The organism is Streptomyces sp. NPDC037290, assembly GCF_055603245.1.
In genome coordinates this window covers 98,966-123,206 of record NZ_JBVJVZ010000011.1, presented here as the reverse complement: position 1 = coordinate 123,206, position 24,241 = coordinate 98,966, and the positions used below count along the sequence as shown (strand labels likewise).

16 protein-coding genes are annotated in these 24,241 nt (G+C 73.3%); 11 read left to right on the top strand and 5 right to left on the bottom strand.

The window, feature by feature from the left end:
* Window positions 1-157: 157 nt before the first annotated feature.
* Window positions 158-1,690 (bottom strand): amino acid permease, encoded by a 1,533-nt coding sequence (locus ACZ7HQ_RS31645; RefSeq protein ID WP_470997269.1) that lies wholly within the window; start codon window positions 1,688-1,690, stop codon window positions 158-160.
* Window positions 1,691-1,742: 52 nt separating this feature from the next.
* Complete coding sequence (locus ACZ7HQ_RS31640) at window positions 1,743-2,729, bottom strand: hypothetical protein (RefSeq protein WP_470997266.1); 987 nt, start codon at window positions 2,727-2,729, stop codon at window positions 1,743-1,745.
* A 226-nt stretch (window positions 2,730-2,955) separates the two neighbouring features.
* On the opposite strand from ACZ7HQ_RS31640, the gene ACZ7HQ_RS31635 reads away from it, so the two are divergent.
* From ACZ7HQ_RS31635 to ACZ7HQ_RS31625, 3 genes are read left to right on the top strand one after another with little or no spacing between them, the layout of a single operon-like run.
* On the top strand, window positions 2,956-4,386 hold the full coding sequence (locus tag ACZ7HQ_RS31635) for an FGGY family carbohydrate kinase (RefSeq protein WP_470997263.1): 1,431 nt from the start codon (window positions 2,956-2,958) through the stop codon (window positions 4,384-4,386).
* A 6-nt stretch (window positions 4,387-4,392) separates the two neighbouring features.
* Window positions 4,393-5,871 carry an FAD-dependent oxidoreductase gene (locus ACZ7HQ_RS31630; RefSeq protein WP_470997260.1) on the top strand — a complete coding sequence of 493 codons (1,479 nt, stop codon included), beginning with the start codon at window positions 4,393-4,395 and terminating at the stop codon, window positions 5,869-5,871.
* The gene (locus ACZ7HQ_RS31625) at window positions 5,868-7,169 is read left to right on the top strand and encodes an FAD-dependent oxidoreductase (RefSeq protein ID WP_470997257.1); all 1,302 of its coding nucleotides are present in this window, start codon (window positions 5,868-5,870) and stop codon (window positions 7,167-7,169) included. Before ACZ7HQ_RS31630 ends, ACZ7HQ_RS31625 begins: the two co-directional genes overlap by 4 nt.
* Window positions 7,170-7,241: 72 nt before the next feature.
* On the opposite strand, the gene ACZ7HQ_RS31620 is transcribed toward ACZ7HQ_RS31625, so the two are convergent.
* From ACZ7HQ_RS31620 to ACZ7HQ_RS31610, 3 genes are all read right to left on the bottom strand, one after another.
* A complete protein-coding gene (locus ACZ7HQ_RS31620) occupies window positions 7,242-8,945 on the bottom strand; it encodes an alpha-keto acid decarboxylase family protein (RefSeq protein WP_470997254.1) in 1,704 nt (567 codons plus the stop codon).
* A 173-nt stretch (window positions 8,946-9,118) separates the two neighbouring features.
* Entirely contained in the window at window positions 9,119-9,883 is a 765-nt protein-coding gene (locus tag ACZ7HQ_RS31615) for a crotonase/enoyl-CoA hydratase family protein (RefSeq protein ID WP_470997251.1), read from the bottom strand.
* A gap of 40 nt (window positions 9,884-9,923) precedes the next feature.
* Window positions 9,924-10,841, bottom strand: a complete 918-nt coding sequence (locus ACZ7HQ_RS31610) for a lysylphosphatidylglycerol synthase transmembrane domain-containing protein (protein WP_470997249.1) — start codon at window positions 10,839-10,841, stop codon at window positions 9,924-9,926.
* 153 nt (window positions 10,842-10,994) lie between these two features.
* Here ACZ7HQ_RS31610 and ACZ7HQ_RS31605 point away from each other — a divergent pair, with 153 nt between their 5' ends.
* The 8 genes from ACZ7HQ_RS31605 (at window position 10,995) to ACZ7HQ_RS31570 (ending at window position 24,212) form a co-directional block, all read left to right on the top strand.
* Window positions 10,995-12,860, top strand: a complete 1,866-nt coding sequence (locus ACZ7HQ_RS31605; RefSeq protein WP_470997566.1) for an ABC transporter ATP-binding protein — start codon at window positions 10,995-10,997, stop codon at window positions 12,858-12,860.
* Window positions 12,861-13,072: 212 nt separating this feature from the next.
* The gene (locus ACZ7HQ_RS31600) at window positions 13,073-14,428 is read left to right on the top strand and encodes a lectin (RefSeq protein ID WP_470997246.1); all 1,356 of its coding nucleotides are present in this window, start codon (window positions 13,073-13,075) and stop codon (window positions 14,426-14,428) included.
* Window positions 14,429-14,454: 26 nt separating this feature from the next.
* A complete protein-coding gene (locus tag ACZ7HQ_RS31595) occupies window positions 14,455-16,641 on the top strand; it encodes an RICIN domain-containing protein (RefSeq protein WP_470997243.1) in 2,187 nt (728 codons plus the stop codon).
* Between the two features lie 91 nt (window positions 16,642-16,732).
* Window positions 16,733-17,272, top strand: coding sequence for a (2Fe-2S)-binding protein (locus tag ACZ7HQ_RS31590; RefSeq protein ID WP_470997240.1), 540 nt, complete (start codon window positions 16,733-16,735; stop codon window positions 17,270-17,272).
* Window positions 17,269-18,264 (top strand): FAD binding domain-containing protein, encoded by a 996-nt coding sequence (locus ACZ7HQ_RS31585; RefSeq protein WP_470997237.1) that lies wholly within the window; start codon window positions 17,269-17,271, stop codon window positions 18,262-18,264. The genes ACZ7HQ_RS31590 and ACZ7HQ_RS31585 overlap by 4 nt, the downstream gene beginning before the upstream one ends.
* Before the next feature lie 37 nt (window positions 18,265-18,301).
* Entirely contained in the window at window positions 18,302-20,542 is a 2,241-nt protein-coding gene (locus tag ACZ7HQ_RS31580) for a xanthine dehydrogenase family protein molybdopterin-binding subunit (RefSeq protein ID WP_470997234.1), read from the top strand.
* A gap of 2 nt (window positions 20,543-20,544) precedes the next feature.
* Window positions 20,545-22,914, top strand: coding sequence for a glycoside hydrolase family 65 protein (locus ACZ7HQ_RS31575; RefSeq protein WP_470997232.1), 2,370 nt, complete (start codon window positions 20,545-20,547; stop codon window positions 22,912-22,914).
* A gap of 101 nt (window positions 22,915-23,015) precedes the next feature.
* Window positions 23,016-24,212: an exo-beta-N-acetylmuramidase NamZ family protein gene (locus ACZ7HQ_RS31570; protein ID WP_470997230.1), complete on the top strand. Its 1,197-nt coding sequence runs from the start codon at window positions 23,016-23,018 to the stop codon at window positions 24,210-24,212.
* The last annotated feature ends 29 nt before the right edge of the window (window positions 24,213-24,241 follow it).

Sequence of the window (24,241 nt, the reverse complement as noted above, 5' to 3'; positions counted from 1 at the left end):
CTCGACGGATGTGAGATTGCGTCACGTTGTCACCTGCTCGATGTGCGGGATGTGCGAGCGCGCCGGTCCCAGAACCCCGGTGACCGGCGCGATCGCTCATCCTGCCGTATCCGGCACACCAGTTCGTACCTGGACCGGCGCTCTTCGGGCAGGTGGCTCAGACGATGCCCTCCGCGAGTTCGGCCTGGTCGCGGTCGCTGCCGTACGCGGCGGAGGTGGGAGTGCCGTAGGACCGGCGGGCGACGTACCACCAGACGCTCGCCAGGACCAGCACCACGGCGAGCGCCACCGAGGCGTAGTTCATCGTGTCGACGGTGACCGGCGAGGCCTGCGGCAGGCAGAACAGCACGGTCACACAGGCCACCCAGATCACCGCGATCCAGCCGACCGGCCTGCTCCAGCGGCCCAGGTGCCACGGCCCCGGCCGGAAACGGTCGCCCGCGCGCAGCCGCAGCAGGACCGGGATGGCGTAGGCGGGGGTGATGCCGATGACGTTGATGGCGGTCACCGCGTTGTACGCCGTCGCCGAGTACAGCGACGGCAGGGCGAGGACACCGGCGACGATCACCGACAGCCACACCGCCGCGACCGGCGTCTGGGTGCGTGCGCTCACCTTGCGCCACAGGTGCGAGCCGGGCAGCGCGCCGTCCCGGCTGAACGCGAACACCATCCGGCTGGCCGCCGCGACCTCGGCGTTCCCGCAGAACAGCTGGGCGATGATCACGACCAGCAGCAGCGCGCTCGCGCCGCCGGTGCCGAGGCCGTCCAGCAGGATCTGCGCGGGCGGCACGCCGGTCGCGGTGGTGCGCGTGGCGTCGTAGTCCTGGATGGCGAAGGTCAGACCGGCGAGCAGAACGAAGCCGGCGATCCAGGACGCCCAGATGGACCGCACGATGCCGCGCGCCGCGGACACCGAGGCCTGCGAGGTCTCCTCCGACAGATGGGCGGAGGCGTCGTACCCGGAGAAGGTGTACTGGGCGAGCAGCAGGCCGATGGCCGCCACGTAGAGCGGGTTGTGCCAGCCGGTCTCGTTGACGAACTTCGTGAACACGAAGGACGCCGACCGGTGGTGGTCGGGGACGATCGCCAGCGCGCCGACGATGAGGGCGACGCCCGCCAGATGCCACCACACGCTGACCGAGTTGAGCAGGCTGACCAGACGGACGCCGAACAGGTTCAGCACCGCGTGCAGCAGCAGAATGGCGCAGAAGATCAGCATGGTCCTGCCGGGCGTGGGCTCGAAGCCCCACTGGAGGTTCGCGAAGGCGCCGGTGAACAGCGCGGCGCCGTAGTCGATACCGGCGATCGCGCCGAGCAGACCGAGCAGATTCAGCCAGCCGGTGTACCAGCCCCAGCGGCGGCCGCCGAGCCGGTCCGCCATGTAGTACAGCGCACCGGAGGTCGGGTAGGCGCTGGTGACCTCGGCGAGCGCGAGACCGACGCACAGGACGAACAGGCCGACGCCCGCCCAGCCCCACAGCATCACGGCGGGACCGCCGGTGTTCAGGCCGAAGCCGTACAGCGTCATGCAGCCGGACAGGACCGAGATCACCGAGAAGCTGATCGCGAAGTTGCCGAAGCCGCCCATGCGACGGGCCAGCACCGGCCGGTAGCCGAGTTCGCGCAGCCGCTGCTCCTCGTCCTGCTGGTGCAGGCCCGGGGAGGGCGCGGGATCGGGGGTGGGGGACATGCGGGGACCTCCGGGTCGACGAGCGGGGGGACAGGGTGCGTTCAGCGGACCGTCACGGGCGGGAGCCGTCCGCGGCGGCCCGGCAGCGCTCGCGGGCCTGGGTGAAGACCTCCACGGCACGGGAGCGGTCGGGCGTGCGGTACATCCACGGCGGGGGTGTGAAGTACGGGCCGACGGCCTCGAACACCCGGGCCGCGTCGGGGAACCGCAGCGATCCCCACAGGGCGTGGGCCAGGTGGTTGAGGTCCAGCAGTGAGCGCTCGTCGCGGTGCGTGTGCTCGAACCAGGACCGCAGGGCGCGCCCCGCCTCCCGGGCCGCGTCCTCCGCCACCCAGTGCAGGTCGAGCGCCGCGTCGTGCCCGCTGTCGCGCCGGTAACGCTCGACGCGGACGTACAGCGGCAGCACGTGCAGCGCGGAACCGGCCGGGGCCCGCGCGGCGGCCCACTGCGCGTACGCGGAGGCCTCCGCGAGCCGGCCCGAGCCGCTCCGCGCGTACAGGAACTGCAGCATCCGGTGGTGGGCCTCGCGGTTGTACGGGTCGCGCTTGGCGGCCTCGGCCAGCAGCCCCCAGGGTCCCGGCGGGAGCACCGGCTCGGGCGCGGCCACCCGGTGCTCCTCCCACCGCTGATCCGGATCCAGCTGGGCCAGCGCCAGCAGACACACCCAGGGCACCGGGTCCTGCGGGGCGGTCCGGGTGGCGGACTGGGCGGCGTCCCAGGCCTCGATCCACAGCTCGTGGGTACGGCGGTGCCTCTCCCGCTGGGCCCGCAGGGCCCGCTCCACGCCGACGCGCGCGTGCATCACCGCGGCGTGGACACTGTCCGGCTCCTCCGTGAGCCAGGCGCGCACCACGTCGGTGCCGGCGGCGGCCGCCGCGAGGACCTGGGTGCGCTGGGTCCACTGCCACCCCCGCGCGGTGTCCGCGAGCAGCGCGCGCATCGCCATCCAGCGGCCGGTGCGCAGGTCCTGGAGCGCGGCGCGCAGGTCGTTGTCGGGGCCGGCGGGGTCGTAGGAGGGACGGGGGCCTTCTCTGGCCATCAGGCGTCGGCCCCGGGGTCGCGTAGCAACTGCCCTCCTCTGGGCGGGGATCGAGAGGTGGTGCGCCGGTCGGCCGTCACTATAGAGGCGTGGGTTCCGCCTTGCCATTGTTGCCAACTCAACCATCTGGCCAGGCATGTTGGGGGCCGGGATGAGCTTGACGCGGACGCGGCGCGACGGCAGGCTGACACGGTGTGATCTTCGGGGCCGAGAGGGAGAAGGCGTGATGACCGGGCCGGTGCTCGCCGTCGACCAGGGCACGTCCGGCACCAAGGCCCTCGTTGTCTGTCCGGAACGAGGCGTCCTGGGCACCGGGTTCGCCGGGGTCCGCCCCCGGTACCTGCCCGGTGGACGGGTCGAGGTGGACCCCGCCGAGCTGTACGACTCCGTGGTGCACGCCGGCCGGCAGGCGCTCGCCGAGGCCGGCGAGGACGTCGTGGCCCTGGGGCTCGCCAACCAGGGGGAGACCGTCCTCGCCTGGGACCCGGCCGACGGCCGCCCGCTCACCGACGCCCTGGTGTGGCAGGACCGGCGCGCCGAGTCCCTGTGCACCGAACTGGCGGCACACGCCGAGGAGTTGCGCCGCCTGACCGGCCTGCCCCTCGACCCGTACTTCGCCGCGCCCAAGATGGCCTGGATCCGCCGCCACCTCACCCGCGAGGGCGTCGTCACCACCTCCGACGCCTGGCTGGTGCACCGCCTCACCGGCGCCTTCGCCACCGACGCCGCCACCGCCGGCCGCACCCAGCTCCTCGACCTGGACGGGACGCGGTGGTCGCCGAGGGCGCTGGAGGTGTACGGCCTGTCGGACGAACGGCTTCCCCAGGTGACCGACAGCGCCCAGCACATCGGCACGACAACGGAGTTCGGCCAGGAGATCCCGCTCACCGGTCTGGCCGTCGACCAGCAGGCCGCCCTGCTCGCCCAGCGGGTCACCGCCCCCGGCGCCGCCAAGTGCACCTACGGCACCGGAGCGTTCCTCCTCGCGCACACCGGCGACCGCCCCCGGCGCGGCGACTCCGGCCTGGTCAGCTGCGTGGCCTGGCGGCTCGCCGGCACCACCGGCTACTGCCTGGACGGCCAGGTCTACACGGCCGCCTCCGCCGTCCGCTGGCTCACCGGCCTCGGTGTCATCTCCTCCGCCGCCGACCTCGACCCCGTCGGCGGGGCCGTCCCCGACAGCGGCGGCGTCACCTTCGTCCCCGCGCTCGCCGGGCTCGCCGCTCCCTGGTGGCGCGGCGACCTGCGCGGCTCGCTCACCGGACTCGGCCTCGACACCGGGCCGGGCCATCTGGTGCGGGCCCTGTGCGAGGGCATCGCCGCCCAGGTCGCCGAACTCGCCGACGCGGCCGCCACCGACCTCGGCACCCCGCTGGACACGCTCCGCGTCGACGGCGGCCTGACCCGCTCGGCGCTGCTCATGCAGACCCAGGCCGACCTGCTGCAGCGCCCCGTCGAGGTGTCCGCGCTGCCCGACGCGACCGCCCTCGGCGCGGCCACCCTGGCCCGTCTCGGCGCGGACCGTACCCTGGCCGTCGAACAGGCCCTGCCCGACTGGAAGCCCGCCGCCGTGTACGAACCCCGCGTCACCGCCGACCAGGCCGCCGAACGCCGCGCCCGCTTCCGCACGGCCGTGGCCGCCCTGCTCGGCTCGTGACCTCCCATGACCGTCACCTGGGAGGGCCCGCTGCCGAGCCGGACGTACGACGTCGTGATCGTCGGCGCCGGAGTCGTCGGCTGCGCCCTCGCCCGTGAACTCGCCCGCCGGCCCCGCCTGGACGTCGCCCTGGTCGAGGCCCAGGACGACGTCGGCCAGGGCACGTCCAAAGCGAACACGGCGATCCTGCACACCGGTTTCGACGCGGCCCCCGGGACGCTGGAGGCCCGGCTGGTCCGCGAGGGTTACGAGCTGCTGGGCGCCTACGCCGCCGAGACCGGCATCCCCGTCGAACGCGTGGGCGCGCTGCTGGTCGCCTGGGACGAGGAGCAGCTGACCGCCCTGCCCCGGCTGGCCGGGAAGGCCCAGCGCAACGGCTGCCACGCCACACGCCTGCTGGGCCCGGAGGAACTGTACGCCCGCGAACCGCACCTCGGCCCCGGGGCGCTCGGCGCCCTCCACGTGCCCGGCGAGAGCATCATCTGCCCCTGGACGACGACCCTGGCGTACACCACCCAGGCGGTCCGCGCCGGAGTGGAGCTGCACCTGAACACCGCGGTGCGGAAGGTGACGTGGCAGGAGGGCCACCACCACCTGACGACGTCCCGGGGCGCGCTCCGCGCCCACCGGCTCGTCAACGCGGCCGGACTGCACGCCGACACCGTCGACCGGCTGCTCGGCCACGAGGACTTCACCGTCACCCCGCGCCGCGGCCAGCTCCTGGTCCACGACAAGCTCGCCCGCCCGCTCGTCCGGCACATCCTGCTGCCCGTGCCGACCGCGCTCGGCAAGGGCGTCCTGGTCGCGCCGACCGTCTACGGCAACGTCCTGCTCGGTCCCACGGCCGAGGACCTCGACGACAAGCGGGCCACGGGTTCCACCGCCGACGGCCTGGCCGGACTGCGGGAGAGGGGCCGCCGGATCCTGCCCGCCCTGCTCGACGAGGAGGTCACCGCCGTCTACGCCGGCCTGCGCGCGGCCACCGGCCAGGAGGACTACCGCATCGCCGCCCACCCCGAGCAGGGTTACGTCACCGTCGGCGGCATCCGCTCCACCGGCCTGACCGCGTCGATGGCCATCGCCGCCCACCTGGCCGGCCTGCTGGCCGGCACCGGTCTCGACCTCGGGCCGGTCCGCGAGCCGGATCCGCCGGCCATGCCCAACCTCGGCGAGGCGTTCCCGCGCCCCTACCAGCGGCCCGAGCTCATCGCCGCCGACCCCGAGTACGGCACCCTCGTCTGCCACTGCGAGCGCGTCTCCCGAGGAGAGATCCGCGACGCCCTCACCGCTCCGATCCCGCCCCGCACCCTGGACGGCCTGCGCCGCCGCACCCGCGCCCGCGCGGGCCGCTGCCAGGGGTTCTACTGCGGCGCGGCAGTACGGGACCTGCTCGAACGGGGCCTTGCCGGGAGCACTTCAGCGACCTGGGATCCGCAGGCGGGGGAGCCGGTGCGGCGAAGGGCGTCCGGAAAGGGCCGGGCATGACGAGCCCGCGCCGTGTCGACGTCCTCGTCGTCGGTGCCGGCCCCGCCGGCCTCGCGGCCGCCGCCCGGCTGGCCGCCGCCGGTGCCGGGCGCGTCGAGGTACTGGAGCGGGAGGCCGAGGCGGGCGGAGTACCGCGGTACTGCGCGCACGGCGGCTTCGGCACATGGACGCGTCCGCTGACCGGCCCCGCGTACGCCCGCCGACTGACGGAGGCCGCCGACCGCGCGGGCGCGGTGCTCCGGACCGGGGTGACGGTCCTGGACTGGGCGGAGACCGGCCGACCGGCACCCGGGAACGGGCGTGCGGCTGAGGGGTCCCCGGTGGCGTCCCCCGCGCCCGGTGAGGGCCTGGCGCTCCACGCCGTCGGCCCCGGCGGGCCCGAGACCATCGGGGCGGGGGCCGTCGTCCTCGCCACCGGTGCACGGGAACGCCCGCGCACCGCTCGGCTGGTGCCCGGCACGCGGCCGGCCGGCGTCTACACCACCGGCGAACTCCAGCAGGCCGTCCACCTGTTCGGGCAGAGCATCGGCACGCGCGCGGTCGTCGTCGGCGCCGAGGACGTCTCGTACGCGGCGGCGGCCACCGTGCGTGCGGCCGGCGCCGAGGTCGTCGCCCTGGTCACGGAGCACCCCCGGGCGCAGACCGGCCGGGCCCGCGTCCAGACGGCCCGGCTGGGCCACGGCATCCCGCTGCTGACGGACACCACGGTCGCCGAACTCCTCGGCCACGGCCGGCTGTCCGGCGTCCGGGTCCGGCGTCACGACGGCCGTACGGCCCTCCTGGCCTGCGACACCGTCGTGTTCACCGGCGACTTCGTCCCCGACGACGAACTCGCCCGGCGCGGCGCCCTCGCCCTGGACCCCGGCACCCGCGGCCCCACCGTCGACGGTGCCCTGCACACCACCCGGCCCGGAGTCTTCGCCGCCGGGAACCTCCTGCACGCCGTCGAGCGCGCCGGTACCGCGGCCGGCGAGGGCACCCGGGTGGCCGCTGCCGTCCTGGACTTCCTCGCGGGCGCCCCCTGGCCGGATCCCGGGGTCCCGCTCACCGCCGAGGCACCGCTGCGCTGGGTCGCCCCCAACCGCATCGACCCGGCCGCACCGCCCGCCCGCTACGTCCTGCGCACCGGCGCCCCGCTGACCCGCCCGGTCCTGCGGATCCACCAGGACGGCCGGCTCCTGCACCGCGAGCGACCGGCACTCGGGACCGCGCTCCCGAACCGCACCCTGACCCTCACCGCCCGCTGGCACGACCGCGTCGACCCGAAGGGCGGCGAGGCCCGGCTGAGCGTCGGCTGAACGGACTGCGGGGACGTCAGCCCTCACCGACCACCGCGGACCGGCATCCAAGGGCACCGCTGTTCGCGGCCGTCAGGCGGACTGAAGCTGCGCGCCCTTGCGGTGATGCGGACCGCGCGGTCCGTAGTCGACCTCGGCCCCGTGGTTGCTGCTGGCGGCCACGGGCGCGGGGATGTCGTGGGGGTCCATGACCGACTCGATGAAGATCATGGTGTCGTTGGGCTGCGCCAGGGCGTTCCGCAGGTCCGCGGGGGTCCTGGCGACGAACGACTTCGCCGTGGTGGCCGGGCACAGGACCTTCGGCAGATCTGCGTACGCCCAGTTCGCGATGTCGTTGTAGCGCTCGTCCCGGCCGAGGTAGCCGCGTTCGATGGTGTACCCACCGTTGTTGATCAGCAGGATCACCGGCTTGTGGTCGTGGTGCAGGATGGTCGAGAGCTCCTGCGCGGTCTCCTGGAACGAGCCGTCGCCCACGAACAGCAGGTGGCGACGCTCCGGAGCGGCGGTCAGCGTGCCGAGCAGCGCCGCGACCGAGAAGCCGATCGAGCCCCAGTTGACGGATCCGACGAAGGTGCAGCCGTCCGGCAGTTGCACCCCGAACAGGGCATAGGAAGTGCCGTTGTCGACCAGCAGCACGTCGCCGGGACGCACGTACTCCTGGATGGCCTTCCAGTAGCCGGTCTGCGTCAGCTCGGCCGTGTCGTCGGTCTGCGGCAGAGACGGGGGCGGGGGCCGGCGAATGGCACGCTCGTCGGCCTGCGGCGCGGCCTCGACCACACCGCGGAGCACTTCCTTGAGCGTCACGGCCTGGAAGTTCTCCACCCCGACGTCGGCCGAGTGACCGCGCAGGTGGATGGTGCCGGCCGGCAGCTTCGCGGAGAAGTCGCCGGTGGTCACCTCGATCGGCCTGTATCCGATGGCGAGCAGGCACTCGCTGTTCTCGACCGCTTCGATCGTTTCCGGCGCGCTGGCCTTGCCGTTGTAGATGCCCACGAAGTTCGGGGACGTCTCGGTGATCACCGCCTTGGCGGTGCTGCACGCCGCCACCGGCAGCCTCATCTTCTCGGCCAGCTCCATCACCTCTGCCGCGACGTCGAATCGATCCACGTCCAGGTCCACCAGAATCGCCGCCGAACGCGCGTGGGACAGGTGGCTCACGATCGCGGAGACGCACGAGCGCAGCCGTTCCGGATCGCTGGGCGGCTGGTCGAGCACGAGCGGGTCGGCCGGAACCTCGATGTCGAGGTAGGCGATGTCGGAGGGCAACTCGATGTAGACCGGGAGTTTCTCCCGCCAGGCCGTGAGGATCAACCGGTCGATCTCCATGGCCGCGTTGCGCGGGGTCAGCCGGACCTGCGCGGCGGTCACCTGCGCATAGGCTGCGAGGAAGCGGTCCCAGGTGCCATCGGCCATCGTGTGGTGCATCCCGAGGCCGCGGTCGATGGACCGCAGTGGGATGGAGCCGCAGATGGCGATGACCGGGACGTGCTCGGCGTAGCAGCCGGCGACCCCGTTGATCGCGCTCATGGCGCCCACGGCGTTGGTCACCAGGAACGCGCCCATGCCCTTCAGACGTGCGTAGCCGTCTGCCGCGTAGGAGGCGCTCAGCTCACTGCAGTTGCCGACCCACTCCATCGTGCCGCTGTCCTGCATCTGCTGGAGCAGCTCGAGGTTGTAGTCGCCCGGGACGCCAAACAGGTGACCGATACCGGCCTCCGCCAGGCGGCGGAGCAGGAAGTCGCCGATCGTCATCCGTTGGCTCTGAACTGTGGACATCGCGAAGCCCTCATGTGGGAAGTCAGGTGATGCGGGAGCTTCACGCTATGGGCCTGGCCGGCGCGCCGCTTCAGGAAGGACTCCAACCGGGTGGAGCGCTACGGGCGGGCCCGGAGCAGCCGCCCTCCGCAGCGGTCGCCGGCACACCGCGCACCCCACCAGGTGCGTCGCGTTCACACGTCCGTGAACGACCCGTGCCGTCCGGCGCCGGAGGCGAAGCGTGCGGCGCCCTGCGTGCTCTGTGCCAGTACGCCGATGCCGTGGCGGAGTTCACCGCGCATCGCCGTGTCCTCGTCCAGCCCGTGCTGGTCCAGGACCGACGCGCGGTCGCTGCGCAGGCAGGCCTGGGGGAAGCGGGCGATGTCCGCGGCCAGCGCCTCCGCCTCCGCGCGGGCGCGGCCGGCCGGGACCAGGCGGTTCGCGAGGCCGATGTCGTAGGCCTCACGGGCCGGTACCGGGCGGCCGGTGAGGATCATGTCCATGGCCCGGCCGGCTCCGATCAGCCGGGGCAGCCGTACCGTGCCGCCGTCGATCAGCGGCACGCCCCAGCGGCGGCAGTACACCCCGAACACGGCGTCCTCCTCCGCGACCCGCAGATCGCACCACAGGGCGAGTTCGAGGCCGCCCGCGACCGCGTGACCGGCGACGGCGGCGATCACCGGCTTCGACAGCCGCATCCGGGTCGGTCCCATCGGACCGTCGCCGTCCTCCGCCACCCGGTTGCCGCGCCCGGTTCCGATCGCCTTCAGGTCCGCGCCCGCGCAGAACGTGCCGCCCTCGCCCCACAGCACCGCCACCCGGGCCCCGTCATCGGCCTCGAACTCCCGGAACGCGGCGGCGAGTTCGGCGGCCGTGGGACCGTCCACCGCGTTGCGGGCCTCCGGCCGGGACAGGACGACCGTGGTGACGTGTTCGGTGCGCTCCACGCGGACCGGCATGGGAGACCCTCCTCCGGACGACTCGGAAGGCCACTCTCCCTCAGATCACCTTCAGCCGTACCAGCGCCCCCAGCGTCAACGCCCCCGGCAGCAGCGGTACCCACACGGTGATGATGCGGTAGGCCAGCACCACCGCCGTGGCCACCGCGGCCGGGCCGCCCACCGCGACCAGCGCCACGATCAGGGCCGCCTCGACCGAACCCAGGCCCCCCGGCGTCGGCACCAGCGCCACCGCGACGGTCGCCGCGAGGTAGGCGAGCGCCATGTGCGCCACCGGCACCGGCAGCCGGAGCGCCTGGCCGACCGCGGCGAGGCCGGCCGCCTGCAGCGCGGGAAAGGCCAGCGACCCACCCCACAGGGCCAGCGCCCGGGCCGGCCGGGTGTGCACCGACCGCGCCTCACCGAGGGCGTCCCGCACGAACGCGTACACGCGCGTGCGCAGCGGTCGTACCAGCGCCGTGACGGCCGCCGCCGACGCCAGCAGGCCGGCCGCGCCCAGCAGCAGCGGCAGGGCCGAACCGTCCGGCAGCAGGGGGCCGAGCCGCAGCGCGTCGGGGAAGGCGAGGAGCAGTACGCACAGCAGACCGAGCCGGCCGACGGACTCGGCCAGCAGATACAGGGCGAGCGCGGCGGAGGAGCGGGCGAGCGGCACCCCGCACACGGTCATGAAGCGCAGGTTGACCGCGCCCGCGCCCAGCCCGGTGGGCAGCAGGTGGTTGGCCGAGGCCGCCGCGAACTGGGTGGCCAGCAGCCGCCCCTTCGGCAGCGGCTGCACCACCGCGCCCTGCCGGGTGAACGCGGCGGCCACCCAGGTCAGGCAGGTGGCGCCGGCCGCTGCGAGCAGCCACGGCCAGGAGGCGGTGCGCAGCTGGCCGAAGCCCTCGGCGAGCAGGGAACGGTTGCGCAGGGCGATCACGGCGACGAGCACCAGCGGCACCAGGCAGAGCACCTGGCGCACGGGGACGCGACGGGGGAGTCGTCCCCGGGGCAGTGGGGGAAGCGGGACGGCAGTCACATCCGCAGAGGGTCTCCGCGCCACCGGAACGGTGGGTGAATGGGCAGGAACATTGACCTCAATGAAGCTTGAGGTTCTACGTTCTCTTCCATGAGTATGGAGACCACCGCCTGGACGCAGCTGCACAGCGTGATGAACGCGCAGGCAGAGCGCCGTCCGTTCGCCCGCGCCACGCTGCGCCGTATCGCCGCCTTCGCCCGCCCGCACCGCGCGGGCATCGTCCGGTTCGTGCTGCTCGGGGTGGTGACGGCACTGCTCGCCGTGGCCACGCCCGTGCTCGCCGGCCGCGTCGTCGACGCGATCGTGGCGGGGCACGCCTCCGGCACGGTGGTCCGCCTCTCCCTGCTCATCGCGGCCGCCGCCCTCGCGGAGGCGGGGCTCGGCATCCTCGGGCGCCGCCTGTCGGCGACGCTCGGGGAGGGACTCATCCTCGACCTCAGAACGGCTGTGTTCGATCATGTGCAGCGCATGCCCGTCGCGTTCTTCACACGGACTCGTACGGGAGCGCTGGTCAGCCGTCTCAACAACGACGTGATCGGTGCCCAGCGGGCGTTCGCCAACACCCTGTCGGGCGTGGTGAGCAACCTGGTCACCCTGCTGCTCACCCTCGCGGTGATGCTCACGCTGTCCTGGCAGATCACGCTGCTCGCGCTGGTGCTGCTGCCGGTGTTCGTGCTGCCGGCCCGCCGCATGGGCACCCGGATGGCCCGCATGCAGCGCGAGGCGGCGGCCCTGAACGCGGCCATGGGCACCCGGATGACCGAGCGCTTCTCGGCCCCCGGCGCCACCCTGGTCAAGCTGTTCGGCCGCCCCGAGGAGGAGTCCGCCGAGTTCGCGGCCCGCGCCGCGCGGGTGCGGGACATCGGGGTGCGTACGGCCACGGCCCAGTCGGTGTTCATCACCTCCCTCACCCTGGTCTCCGCCCTCGCGCTGGCCCTCGTGTACGGCCTCGGCGGCTGGTTCGCGCTGCACGGCACCCTGCAGGCGGGCGCGGTCGTCTCCCTCGCCCTGCTGCTGACCCGCCTCTACGCGCCGCTCACCGCGCTCGCCGGAGCCCGGGTCGAGGTGATGAGCGCGCTCGTCAGCTTCGAGCGGGTCTTCGAGGTGCTGGACCTGAAGCCGCTCATCGAGGAGAAGCCGGACGCCCGCGCGGTCCCCGAGGGGCCGGTCGCCGTCGAGTTCGACGACGTCCGCTTCTCCTACCCGGCCGCCGACCAGGTCTCGCTCGCCTCGCTGGAGGAGGTCGCCGCCCTCGACACCCGCGGCGGCTCCGAGGTCCTGCACGGCGTCTCCTTCCGCGCCGAACCCGGCCAGACCGTCGCCCTCGTGGGCTCCTCCGGCGCGGGCAAGTCCACCATCGCCCAGCTGCTGCCGCGCCTGTACGACGTCGACGCGGGCGCCGTCCGCATCGGCGGGGTGGACGTCCGTGACCTGACGGCCGCCTCCCTGCGCGGCACGCTCGGCATGGTCACCCAGGACGGCCACCTCTTCCATGACACCGTGCGGGCCAACCTGCTGCTGGCCCGCCCGGACGCCACCGACGACGACCTCTGGGACGCGCTCGGCCGCGCCCGCCTCGCCGACGTCGTACGGGCCCTGCCCGACGGGCTGGACACGGTGGTCGGCGAGCGCGGCTACCGGCTCTCCGGCGGCGAACGCCAGCGGATGACCATCGCCCGGCTGCTGCTGGCCCGTCAGCGCGTGGTCATCCTGGACGAGGCCACCGCCCACCTGGACAACACCTCCGAGGCGGCCGTCCAGGAGGCCCTCACCGAGGCCCTGGAGGGCCGGACGGCCGTGGTGATCGCCCACCGGCTGTCCACGGTGCGGGCCGCCGACCAGATCCTGGTCGTGGAGGCCGGCCGGATCGTGGAAAGCGGCACGCACGAGGCGCTGCTGGCGGCCGGGGGGCGGTACGCGGAGTTGTACCGGACGCAGTTCGCCGAGGTGCCGTCGGTGTGAGCGGGGCTGGGGCTTCGCCGTAGGGGGCCGGGGTTTCGCCGTGGGGTGCGGGCCCGGGCCCGGCCGCGGGTCCGGGTGAGTTGAGGCCGCACCCCTTGACTCCGTTGGTCCGGACCTTTATTTTCACGCCTTAAACAAAGCCTGTGGATGCCTCAACGCCCTCGTGTGTCAACGGCGTTGGGGCACCCCTCATGCGAAAGGCCGCCCCCCACATGGCCAAACCTCTCCCCGCCGCAGTCTCCCTCGCCGTGATCACGCTCTCCGCCGGACTGCTCACCGCTTCCCCCGCCCAGGCCGCCACCGGGTCCGTCACCGGGCTCGCCGGCAAGTGCCTGGACGTCGCCGGGGCCGACTCCGCCGACGGGACGCCCGTCCAGCTCTACGACTGCAACGGCACGAACGCCCAGCAGTGGACGGTCGGCAGCGACGGCACCCTCCGCGCCCTCGGCAAGTGCCTGGACGTGACCGGCAACGCGACCACCGACGGCGCCAAGGTGCAGCTGTGGAGCTGTACCGGCGGCGCCAACCAGAAGTGGACCGTCACGGCCGCCCACGACATCGTCAACCCACAGGCCGACAAGTGCCTGGACGTCACCGACGACAACTCCGCCAACGGCACCCGGATCCAGATCTGGAGCTGCAGCGGCGGCGCGAACCAGAAGTGGACGGCCCCCTCCGGTGGCGGGAACACCCCGTCCACGCCGATGGCCGTCGCGCCGTACCTGTACAACGGCTGGGGCAGCCCGCCCGATCCGGCCACGATCACCCAGGCCACCGGCGTGAAGTGGTTCACCCTCGCCTTCGTGCTCAGCAACGGCTACTGCAACCCGCAGTGGGACGGCAGCCGTCCGCTGACCGGCGGGGCCGACCAGCGGACCGTCACCACCGTGCGGGCGAACGGCGGTGACGTGATCCCTTCCTTCGGCGGCTACAGCGGCAACAAGCTGGAGAGCTCCTGCTCCAGCGCCGGTGAACTCGCCGCTGCCTACCAGAAGGTCGTCAACGCCTACGGCCTGAAGGCGATCGACATCGACATCGAGGCCGACGCCTACAGCAACGGCACCGTGCAGCAGCGGACCGTGGACGCGCTGAAGACCGTGAAGGCGAACAACCCCGGCCTGAAGGTGTACATCACCCAGGGCACCGGCCAGTCCGGCCCCGACACGAGCCTGATCAACCGGGCCGCCTCCTCCGGGCTGGCCGTGGACGCCTGGGCGATCATGCCGTTCGACTTCGGCGGCGCCGGTCAGAACATGGGCAACCTCACCACGCAGGCCGCGGAGGGCCTGAAGAACGCGCTGAAGAACGCCTACCACTACAGCGACGACCAGGCCTACCGGGACATGGGCATCTCGTCCATGAACGGGATCACCGACAACAGCGAGACCGTCACCGTGAACGACTTCCGGACCATCCTGGCCTACGCGCAGTCGCACCACCTCGCCCGGCTCACCTTCTGGTCCGCCAACCGCGACCGCCCGTGCACCGGCGGCCCCGCCGACAGCTGCTCCGGAGTGAGCCAGTCCGACTGGGACTACACCCGCGTCCTCGCCGGATACACCGGCTGACCCCCACTCCCGGACCAGGAGACCTTGTGCTTCCCTTTTCCCGGCGCCGCAGACCGACAGCCGCCGCGGCACTGGCCGTCGTCGCCGTGTCCCTGCTGACCGCGGCCCCCCACGCGCACGCGGCCGCCACCGCGCCGCCCACCGGTGACGTCACCCTCCTGAACGCGGCGAGCGGCAGGTGCGTGGACGCCAAGGCGGCCGCCACCGCCGACGGCACCGTCGTCCAGCAGTACGGCTGCAACAGCACCACCGCCCAGCAGTGGAACCTCACGACGACGAGTGACGGCTACGTCCGTGTCGCCAACGCCCACAGCACCAACGAGGTCCTGGACGTCACCGGCGTCTCCACCGCGGACAACGCGGCCGTGCAGCTGTGGGCGTACGGCGGTGGCGCCAACCAGCAGTGGCTGCCGGTCGACGCCGGCGGCGGCGCCTACCACTTCGTCAACCGCAACAGCGGCAAGTGCCTCGACGATCCCGGCGCCTCGACCGCCGACAGCGTGCAGTTCGTGCAGTACACCTGCAACGGCACCGCCGCCCAGCGCTTCCAGGTGGTCCCCGTGACCCAGTCGTCGAGCAACCCCGACCTCGGCCCGAACGTCGTCGTGTTCGACCCGTCGATGTCGTCCTCCACCATCCAGAGCACACTGGACTCCGTCTTCAAGGAGCAGGAGACCAACCAGTTCGGCTCCCAGCGCCACGCCGTCCTGTTCAAGCCCGGCGCCTACCGCGCGGACGTCAACGTCGGCTTCTACACCCAGGTGCTGGGCCTCGGCCTGACCCCGGACGCGGTCTCGGTCAACGGCGCGGTGCACGCCGAGGCCGACTGGTTCCAGGGCAACGCCACGCAGAACTTCTGGCGCGGCGCCGAGAACCTCTCCGTCAATCCGGCGGGCGGCGGCGACCGTTGGGCGGTCTCGCAGGCGGCGCCGTACCGGCGGATGCATCTGCGCGGCAACCTCGCCCTCGACGACGGCGGCTGGTCCTCCGGCGGCTACCTCGCCGACAGCAAGGTCGACGGGCAGGTCAACTCCGGTACCCAGCAACAGTGGATCACCCGTAACTCCCAGCTCGGCAGCTGGACCGGGGCCAACTGGAACATGGTGTTCGTCGGCAGCCAGGGCGTCCCCGCCACCAGCTTCCCGAAGCCGCCGTACACCACCGTCGCCCAGAGCCCGGTCATCCGCGAGAAGCCCTTCCTGTACGTCGACGGCGGCGGGAACTACCAGGTGTTCGTGCCGTCCGTGCGCACCGGCTCGACGGCCACCAGCTGGGCCGACGGCAGCCCGGCCGGTACCTCGCTGCCGCTGAGCCGGTTCTACGTCGTCAAGCCCGGCGCCACCGCGGCGCAGATCAACGCGGCCCTCGCGGCAGGGCAGAACCTGCTCGTCACACCCGGCGTCTACCACCTCGACCAGACCCTGAAGGTGACCCGTCCCGACACGGTCGTCCTCGGCCTCGGGCTCGCCACCTTCGTCCCGGACAACGGCATCACCGCGATGACCGTCGCCGACGTCGACGGCGTCAAGATCGCGGGCCTGCTCTTCGACGCCGGCACCACCAGCTCGAAGACCCTGGTCGAGGTCGGGCCGGCCGGCTCCACCGCCTCCCACGCGGCCGACCCGACCTCCCTGCACGACGTCTACTTCCGCATCGGCGGCGCGGCCGTCGGCAAGGCGGCCACCGGCCTCGTCGTCAACAGCGGGAACGTCATCGGCGACCACATGTGGATCTGGCGCGCCGACCACGGCAGCGGCGTCGGCTGGACCAGCAACACCGCCGACACCGGGCTCGTCGTGGGCGGCGACGACGTGACCATGTACGGGCTGTTCGTGGAGCACTTCCAGAAGTACCAGGTGATCTGGAACGGCAACGGCGGCCGCACCTACTTCTTCCAGAACGAGATGCCGTACGACCCGCCGAACCAGTCCGCCTGGATGAACGGCGCCACCCGCGGCTACGCCGCCTACAAGGTCGCCGACTCCGTCACCAGCCACCAGGCGTACGGCCTCGGCAGCTACTGCTACTTCAACGCCGACCCGAGCGTGACCGCCGACCGTGCCATCGAGGTGCCGGACAGCCCGAACGTCCGCCTCACCAGCATGGTCACCGTCTCCCTCGGCGGCACCGGCACCATCAGCCACGTCATCAACACCACCGGAGGACCGTCGGACTCCTCGGGCAACGTGGCGGACCTGGCCCGCTACCCGTGAGCGAAGGGGTGGCCCTCGGGACGTGTGAGGTGCCGTCGCGTGGATACGCGGTGTGAACGGCACCAGGGCCCGTCCGGAAGGCCACCCTGCCATGACCAGCAAAAACGAACCTGCCCGGGACTCGGAGATCACCCTCCGGGTCAACGGGAAACCCCATACCCTGCACATCGACCACCGCCGGACCCTGCTGGACCTGCTCCGGGAGGATCTCGGCCTCACCGGCTCGAAGAAGGGCTGCGACCACGGCCAGTGCGGCGCCTGCACCGTGCTGGTCGACGGCCGCCGCGTCAACAGCTGCCTGATGCTCGCGGTCGCCCTCGACGGCAGCGAGATCACCACGGTGGAGGGCCTCGGCGGGGACGGCGAGGAGCCGCACCCGCTGCAGCGGGCCTTCCTCGACCGCGACGCCTTCCAGTGCGGCTACTGCACGCCGGGTCAGATCTGCTCCGCCGTGGGCATGATCGCCGAGGCCGCGGCCGGTCATCCCTCCCACGTCACCGACCCCGCGGCCCCTTCCGGCCGGCCCGTACCGCTGGACCGGTCCGAGATCCGCGAGCGCCTGAGCGGCAACCTGTGCCGGTGCGGCGCCTACCCGCGCATCGTCGAGGCGGTGGAGGACGTGATCCGGTGAACGGCTTCGGATACCTCAGGCCCGCCGGCGTCCAGGAGGCCGTGGAGGCCTGGGCCGCCCACCCCGGCGCCCGCTATCTGGCCGGCGGCACCAACCTGGTCGACCTCATGAAGCTCGGTGTGGAGCGCCCTGCCGTCCTCATCGACGTCGGCCGGCTGCCCCTGGACACGGTCGAGGAGCTGCCCGACGGTTCGCTGCGCGTCGGCGCCACCGTCCGCAACAGCGACCTGGCCGCCGACCCGCGCGTCCGTGACCGCTGGCCGGCGCTGTCCCAGGCCCTCCTCGCGGGCGCCTCCGGGCAGCTGCGCAACGCCGCCACCACCGGCGGCAACCTGCTCCAGCGCACCCGCTGCCCCTACTTCCAGGACCTGGACAAACCCTGCAACAAACGCGAGCCGGGCAGCGGCTGCGGCGCCCGGGACGGCGTCCACCGCGACCACGCGGTCCTCGGCCACTCCGAGCACTGCATCGCCACCCACCCGTCCGACATGGCCGTCGCCCTCGCCGCCCTCGACGCCCAGGTGGAGCTCTACGGCACGGACGGCACGCGGCGGCTGCCGGCGGCCGAGTTCCACCGGCTGCCGGGCGAGCACCCCGAGCGGGACACCTGGATCCGCCCCGGTGAACTGATCACCGGTGTGCTGCTCCCGGCCGCGACCGCCGGTGTCCCGTCCGCCTACCGCAAGGCCCGCGACCGGGCGTCGTACGCCTTCGCCCTCGCCTCCGTGGCCGTCGTGCTGCGGGTCGCCGGCGGTGTCGTCGACCAGGTGGGCATCGCCTTCGGGGGGCTCGCCCACCGGCCCTGGCGGGCCCGGCACGCCGAGCTGGCCCTGCTCGGCGCCTCCGCCACGCCCGCCGCCTTCGAAGGCGCCGTGGACCTGGAACTCGCGCACGCCGAGCCGCTGCGGGGCAACGCCTACAAGGTGCCCCTCGCGCACAACCTCGCCCTGGACGTCCTGAACCGTCTCGCCCCGGCACCGGCGCCGGCCTGAGCCGACGCGGGAGCAGCGAGGAGAGCAGGAGGAACTCATGACCGGCAACTCCCCGGGCAAACGGCACCCCGGCGCCGGTACCGTCACCGACGCCTCCGGCGCGCGCGGGGTGGCGCGGGGGTCGGGTGCCGGTAGCGTCACCGAGGCCTCCGGGGCGCGTCTGCTGGAAGGGCATCCGCGTCCCGGCGGAGCCCTTGGTGCCCCCGTTGAGCGGCGGGAAGGGCGGCAGAAGGTCAGCGGTGCCGCCCGTTACGCCGGTGAGCACCCCGTGCCCGGTCGCGCCCACGCCTGGCCCGTGCCCGCCGCGATCGCTCGCGGCCGGGTGACCGCCGTGGACACCTCGGCCGCCCTCGCCCTGCCCGGCGCCCTCGCCGTCCTCACCCCGGACGACGCACCGCGGCTCGCCGAGCCCGAGGACGCCACGCTCGCCCTCCTGCAGGGCCCGGCCGTGCCGCACCGGGGCTGGTGCGTGGCCCTGGCCGTCGCCGAGACCCTCGAGGCGGCCCGCGCCGCCGCCCGTGCCGTGCGTGTCAGTTATGCGGAGCAGCCCCACGACCTCGTCCTGGACCCCGGTCACCCGGACGCCTATGAACCCGAGGAGGCCAACGCCGGCTACCCCGGCCGCGTCGAGCACGGCGACCCGAAGGCGGCCTTCGGCGCCGCCGAGGTCCGCGTCGACACCGTTTACCAGGTGCCGCCGCTGCACAACCACCCCATGGAGCCGCACACCAGCACCGCTCACTGGGACGGGGACCGGCTCACCGTGTACACCTCCAGCCAGGGCGGTACGACCGTGCGGGAGGTGCTCGCCCAGCTGTTCGGACTGCCCGAGGACCAGGTCACCGTCGTCTGCGAACACGTCGGCGGTGGCTTCGGCTGCAAGGGCACCCCGCGCCCCGACGTCGTCCTCGCCGCGATGGCCGCCCGGCACACCGGCAGGCCCGTCACCCTCGCCTACCCCCGCCGGTACCTGCCCACGACCGTCGGCCACCGCGCCCCCACCGTGCAGCGGCTGCGGCTCGGCGCGCGGACGGACGGCCGGCTCACCGCCGTGCTGCACGAGGTGACCACCCACACCTCACGCGTGACGGAGTTCGTGGAACAGGCCGCGGTGCCCGCCCGGGTCATGTACGCCGCTCCGGCCCTGCTCAGCACCCACCGCGTGGTCCCGCTGGACGTGCCGAGCCCGTCCTGGATGCGCGCACCCGGCGAGGCCCCCGGCATGTACGCCCTGGAGTCCGCCATGGACGAACTCGCCGACGCTCTCGGCATGGACCCGGTGGAGCTGCGCGTACGCAACGAACCCGAGCGCGAGCCCGGCAGCGGCAAACCGTTCAGCAGCCGGCATCTCGTCCAGTGCCTGCGCGAGGGCGCCCGCCGCTTCGGCTGGGCCGAGCGCGACCCCCGTACCCGCTCCCGCACCGAGGGCCCGCTGCTCATCGGCACCGGCGTGGCCGCGGCCACCTACCCGGCCGCCGCCGTCCCCGCCACCGCGACCGCCCGGGCGCTGCCCGACGGCACCTTCGCCGTCCGGATCAACGCGACCGACATCGGCACCGGGGCCCGTACCGTCCTCGCCCAGATCGCCGCCGACGTCCTCGGCGTACCCGTCGACCGGGTCCGCACCGAGATCGGGCGCAGCGACCTGCCGTCCGCATGGCTCGCCGGCGGTTCCATGGGCACCGCCTCCTGGGGCTGGGCCGTGCACGAGGCGTGCGCCCGGCTGGCGTCCGCGCTGGCCGCGCACGGCGGACCGCTGCCCGCCGACGGCATCGAGACCCGCGCCGACACCGCCGGGCAGGCCGACGCCGACAGCCCCTACGCCCGGCACGCCTTCGGCGCGCACTTCGCCGAGGTCGCCGTCGACACCGTCACAGGCGAGACCCGGGTACGCCGGCTGCTCGGCATCTTCGCCGCCGGGCGGATCCTCAACGCCCGCACCGCGCGCTCCCAGTTCACCGGGGGCATGACCATGGGCCTGGGCATGGCCCTCACCGAGAGCAGCACCCTGGACCCCGCGTTCGGCGACTTCACCGAGGCCGACCTCGCCTCCTACCATGTGCCCGCGCACGCCGACGTCCCCGACATCGAGGCCGACTGGATCGACGAGGAGGACCCGCACCTCAACCCCATGGGCAGCAAGGGCATCGGCGAGATCGGCATCGTCGGCACCGCCGCGGCCGTCGGCAACGCCGTCCACCACGCCACCGGGATCCGCTTCCGCCACCTGCCCCTCACCCCCGACCGGATCCTCACCGGCCTGCACGCCGGGGGGTGACGGTGCCGGGACCGACCTGGGAGTACGACGGTTACCGCCCCGAGGAGGAACGCCTGCGGGAGACCCTGTGCACCCTGGGCAACGGCTATGTCGCCACCCGCGGGGCACTGCCCGAGTGCACCGCCGACGACGTCCACTACCCGGGCACCTACGCCGCCGGCTGCTACGACCGGCTCACCTCCGAGGTCGCCGGACGACGGGTCGAGAACGAGGACATGGTCAACCTCCCCAACTGGCTGCCGCTGCGCTTCCGTCCGGCGGGCGGCGCCTGGCTCACCCCGGACACCGCCCCCGTCACCGAGCACCACCAGACCCTCCACCTCGACCCCGGCCTGCTGGAACGCCGCACCGGCTACGGCCTCGACGGCGGAGCCACGCTCCAGGTGCGCCAGCTGCGCCTCGTCCACCAGTCCGACCCCCATCTCGCCGCCCTGCGCACCGAGTTCACCGCCGAGGGCGCCGATCTCGACTTGGAGGTCGAGGCCGCGCTCGACGGACGCGTCACCAACTCCGGTGTGGCCCGCTACCGGGACCTGGACGGCCGGCACCTCGTCCATGTGCGGACCGGCATCGCCGCGCACGACACCGTGTGGCTGCGCTGCCACACCCGTACCTCCCGCACCGAGTTCGGCCTCGCGGCCCGGCTGACCGCCGACGCGCCGGTGATGGTGGTGCCCGAACCCGAGCGCGCCGTCCAGCACGTGCGGCTGCGGCTGGCGCCCGGCCGTACCGTCACCGTCGACAAGACGGTCGCGCTGCACACCTCGCACGACCCCGCCATCGGTGACCCGCTGGACGCGGCCGTCGACCGGGTGGGCGACGCCCCCGGCTTCGACGCCCTGCGCCAGTCGCACACCGCGGCCTGGGAACAGCTGTGGCGGCGCACCGCGCTCGAGGTGCCGGGCGAGGCGGGCAGCATCCTGCGCCTGCACCTGTTCCACGTGCTGCAGACACTGTCGCCGCACACGGCCGACCTCGACGTCGGCGTCCCCGCGCGCGGACTGCACGGCGAGGCCTACCGCGGGCACGTGTTCTGGGACGAACTCTTCGTCCTGCCCTACCTCAACCTGCACCTGCCCGAGGTCTCCCGCGCGCTGCTCCACTACCGGCACCGGCGCCTCGACGCCGCCTGCCACGCGGCCCGGGAACTCGGCCGGCGCGGCGCGCTCTACCCGTGGCAGAGCGGCAGCGACGGGCGTGAGGAGACCCAGCAACTCCACCTCAACCCCCGCTCCGGCCGCTGGCTGCCGGACCACTCCCGGCTCCAGCACCACGTCGGTTCGGCGGTGGCCTACAACATCTGGCAGTACTGCGAGGCGACCGGCGACATCGACTTCCTGCACGGCGAGGGTGCCGAGATGCTGCTGCACATCGCCCGCTTCTGGGCGGACTCGGCCTGCTACGACGACCACCTCGGCCGGTACCGCATCCGGGGCGTGGTCGGCCCCGACGAGTACCACGACGCCTACCCCGGCGCCGCCGCACCCGGCCTGGACGACAACGCGTACACCAACGTCACCGCCACCTGGGTGCTCGCCCGCACCCTCGAACTGCTGGACCTCCTGCCCGAGCCGCGCCGCCGGGAACTCGCCGAGAGCGCCGGGCTGGAGGACGACGAGCCCGCCCGCTGGGAGGAGATCTCCCGCACCCTCCACGTGCCCTTCCACGACGGGGTGATCAGCCAGTTCGAGGGCTACGGCGACCTGGCCGAGCTGGACTGGCACGGCTACCGCAGGCGGTACGACGACATCCGGCGCCTGGACCGGATCCTGGAGGCGGAGGGTGACACCGTCAACCGGTACAAGGCGTCCAAGCAGGCCGACGTCCTGATGCTCGGCTACCTCTTCTCGGCGGCCGAACTGCGCGCGCTCTTCGGCCGGCTGGGCCACCGCCTCGACGAGCACACCTGGACCGAGACCGTCGACCACTACCTGCACCGCACCAGCCACGGCTCCACCCTCAGCGGCCTGGTCCACGGCTGGGTGCTGACCCGCGACCGCCGCGCCGACGCCTGGGCCTTCGTCCAGGAGGCGCTGCGCGGCGACATCGCCGACCTGCAGGGCGGCACCACCGGCGAGGGGATCCACCTCGGCGCCATGGCCGGCACCCTCGACCTCGTCCAGCGCGGACTGACCGGCCTGGAGACCCGCGGCGGCGCCCTGTTCCTGGACCCCGTCCCGCTGCCCGAACTGTCCTCCTACGGCTTCTCCATCCGCTACCACGGCCACTGGGGCGTCCATCTGCGCCTGCGCAGCGGCCTGCTGGAGATCGCCGTACCGTCCTCCGACCGCGGGCTCATCGACATCTGCCTGCGCGACCGTGTCGTACCGGTCGGGCCGGGGGAGGCGGCACGACTGGTCGTACCCGAGTGAGCCCCCGCCACCCACTGTGAGTGGTTCATTGCCAAATGCCCGGACATGCCAGTAAATTCCCGACAACCGCATCGAGATGTCACCGGCAGACGGGGCCCAGGATGAGCACGGACGACCGCGTCGCGGTGACGACCGGCATCGCACGACTGCACGCGTCGCCCTCGCTCGCCGGGCCCGGCCGGCTCGGGCTGGTGACCAACCACACCGGCGTCCTGCCCGACCTGCGCCCGGCCGCACCCGCGCTGCTGGAGGCCGGCGCGCGGCTGGTCGCCCTGTTCGGCCCCGAGCACGGGCTGCACGGCACCGGCCAGGCCGGTGAGAGTGAGAGCGCACGGACCGACCCCGCCACCGGCCTGCCCGTGCACGACACCTACGGGTGCGGCGGCGAACGCCTCGACACACTGCTGCTCGACAGCGGCGTCGACGCGCTGGTGTACGACCTGCAGGACATCGGGGCCAGGTACTACACCTACGTGTGGACCATGTTCGACCTGATGGTCTCGGCGGCCCGTACGGGCGTGCGGTTCGTGGTCGCCGACCGGCCGAACCCCCTCGGCGGACTCGTCAGCGAGGGACCGCTGCTGGAGGAGGCCTGGGCCAGCTTCGTCGGGCGCGCCCCGACGCCCGTCCGGCACGGCCTCACCTGTGGTGAACTCGCCCGGTACCTCAACGCCGCACTCGTGCCCCACGTCGCGGGCCGCGCAGCCGACTTGACGGTGATCGAGGCCCTGGGCTGGCGGCGCGCCATGGACGCGGAGGCCACCGGCCTGCCGTGGGTCGCGCCCTCGCCGAACATCCCGACGTCCGCCACCGCGGCCGTCTACCCCGGCACCTGTCTGTTCGAGGGGACGAACATCTCGGAGGGCCGGGGCACCACACAGCCCTTCGAGATCGTCGGAGCCCCCTACATCGACGCGCGGTTCGCCCCCGCGCTCGCCGAACTCGCCCTGCCCGCAGTGCACTTCCGTGACCTGCGCTACGTACCGACCTTCCACAAACACGCCGGACGGCCGCTGCGCGGGGTCCAGCTGCACATCACCGACCGCGAGGTGTTCGCTCCCGTGCGCACCGCCGTCGCGATGCTCGCCACGCTGCGGCGGCTCTACCCGGACGACTTCGCCTGGCGCACCACGGACGGCGGCGCGGAGGGGACCGGCCACCGTCACTTCATCGACCTGCTGTGGGGCTCCGACCGGCTGCGGCGCACCCTCGACGCGGGCGACGACCCGCTGCCCCTGTGCGACCCGCCCGGGCCGCCCGGCCGCTGGGCCGGAGACGATGCGCTGCTCTACGCCTGAAACCCGCTGACGCCCGCAAAGGACACCCC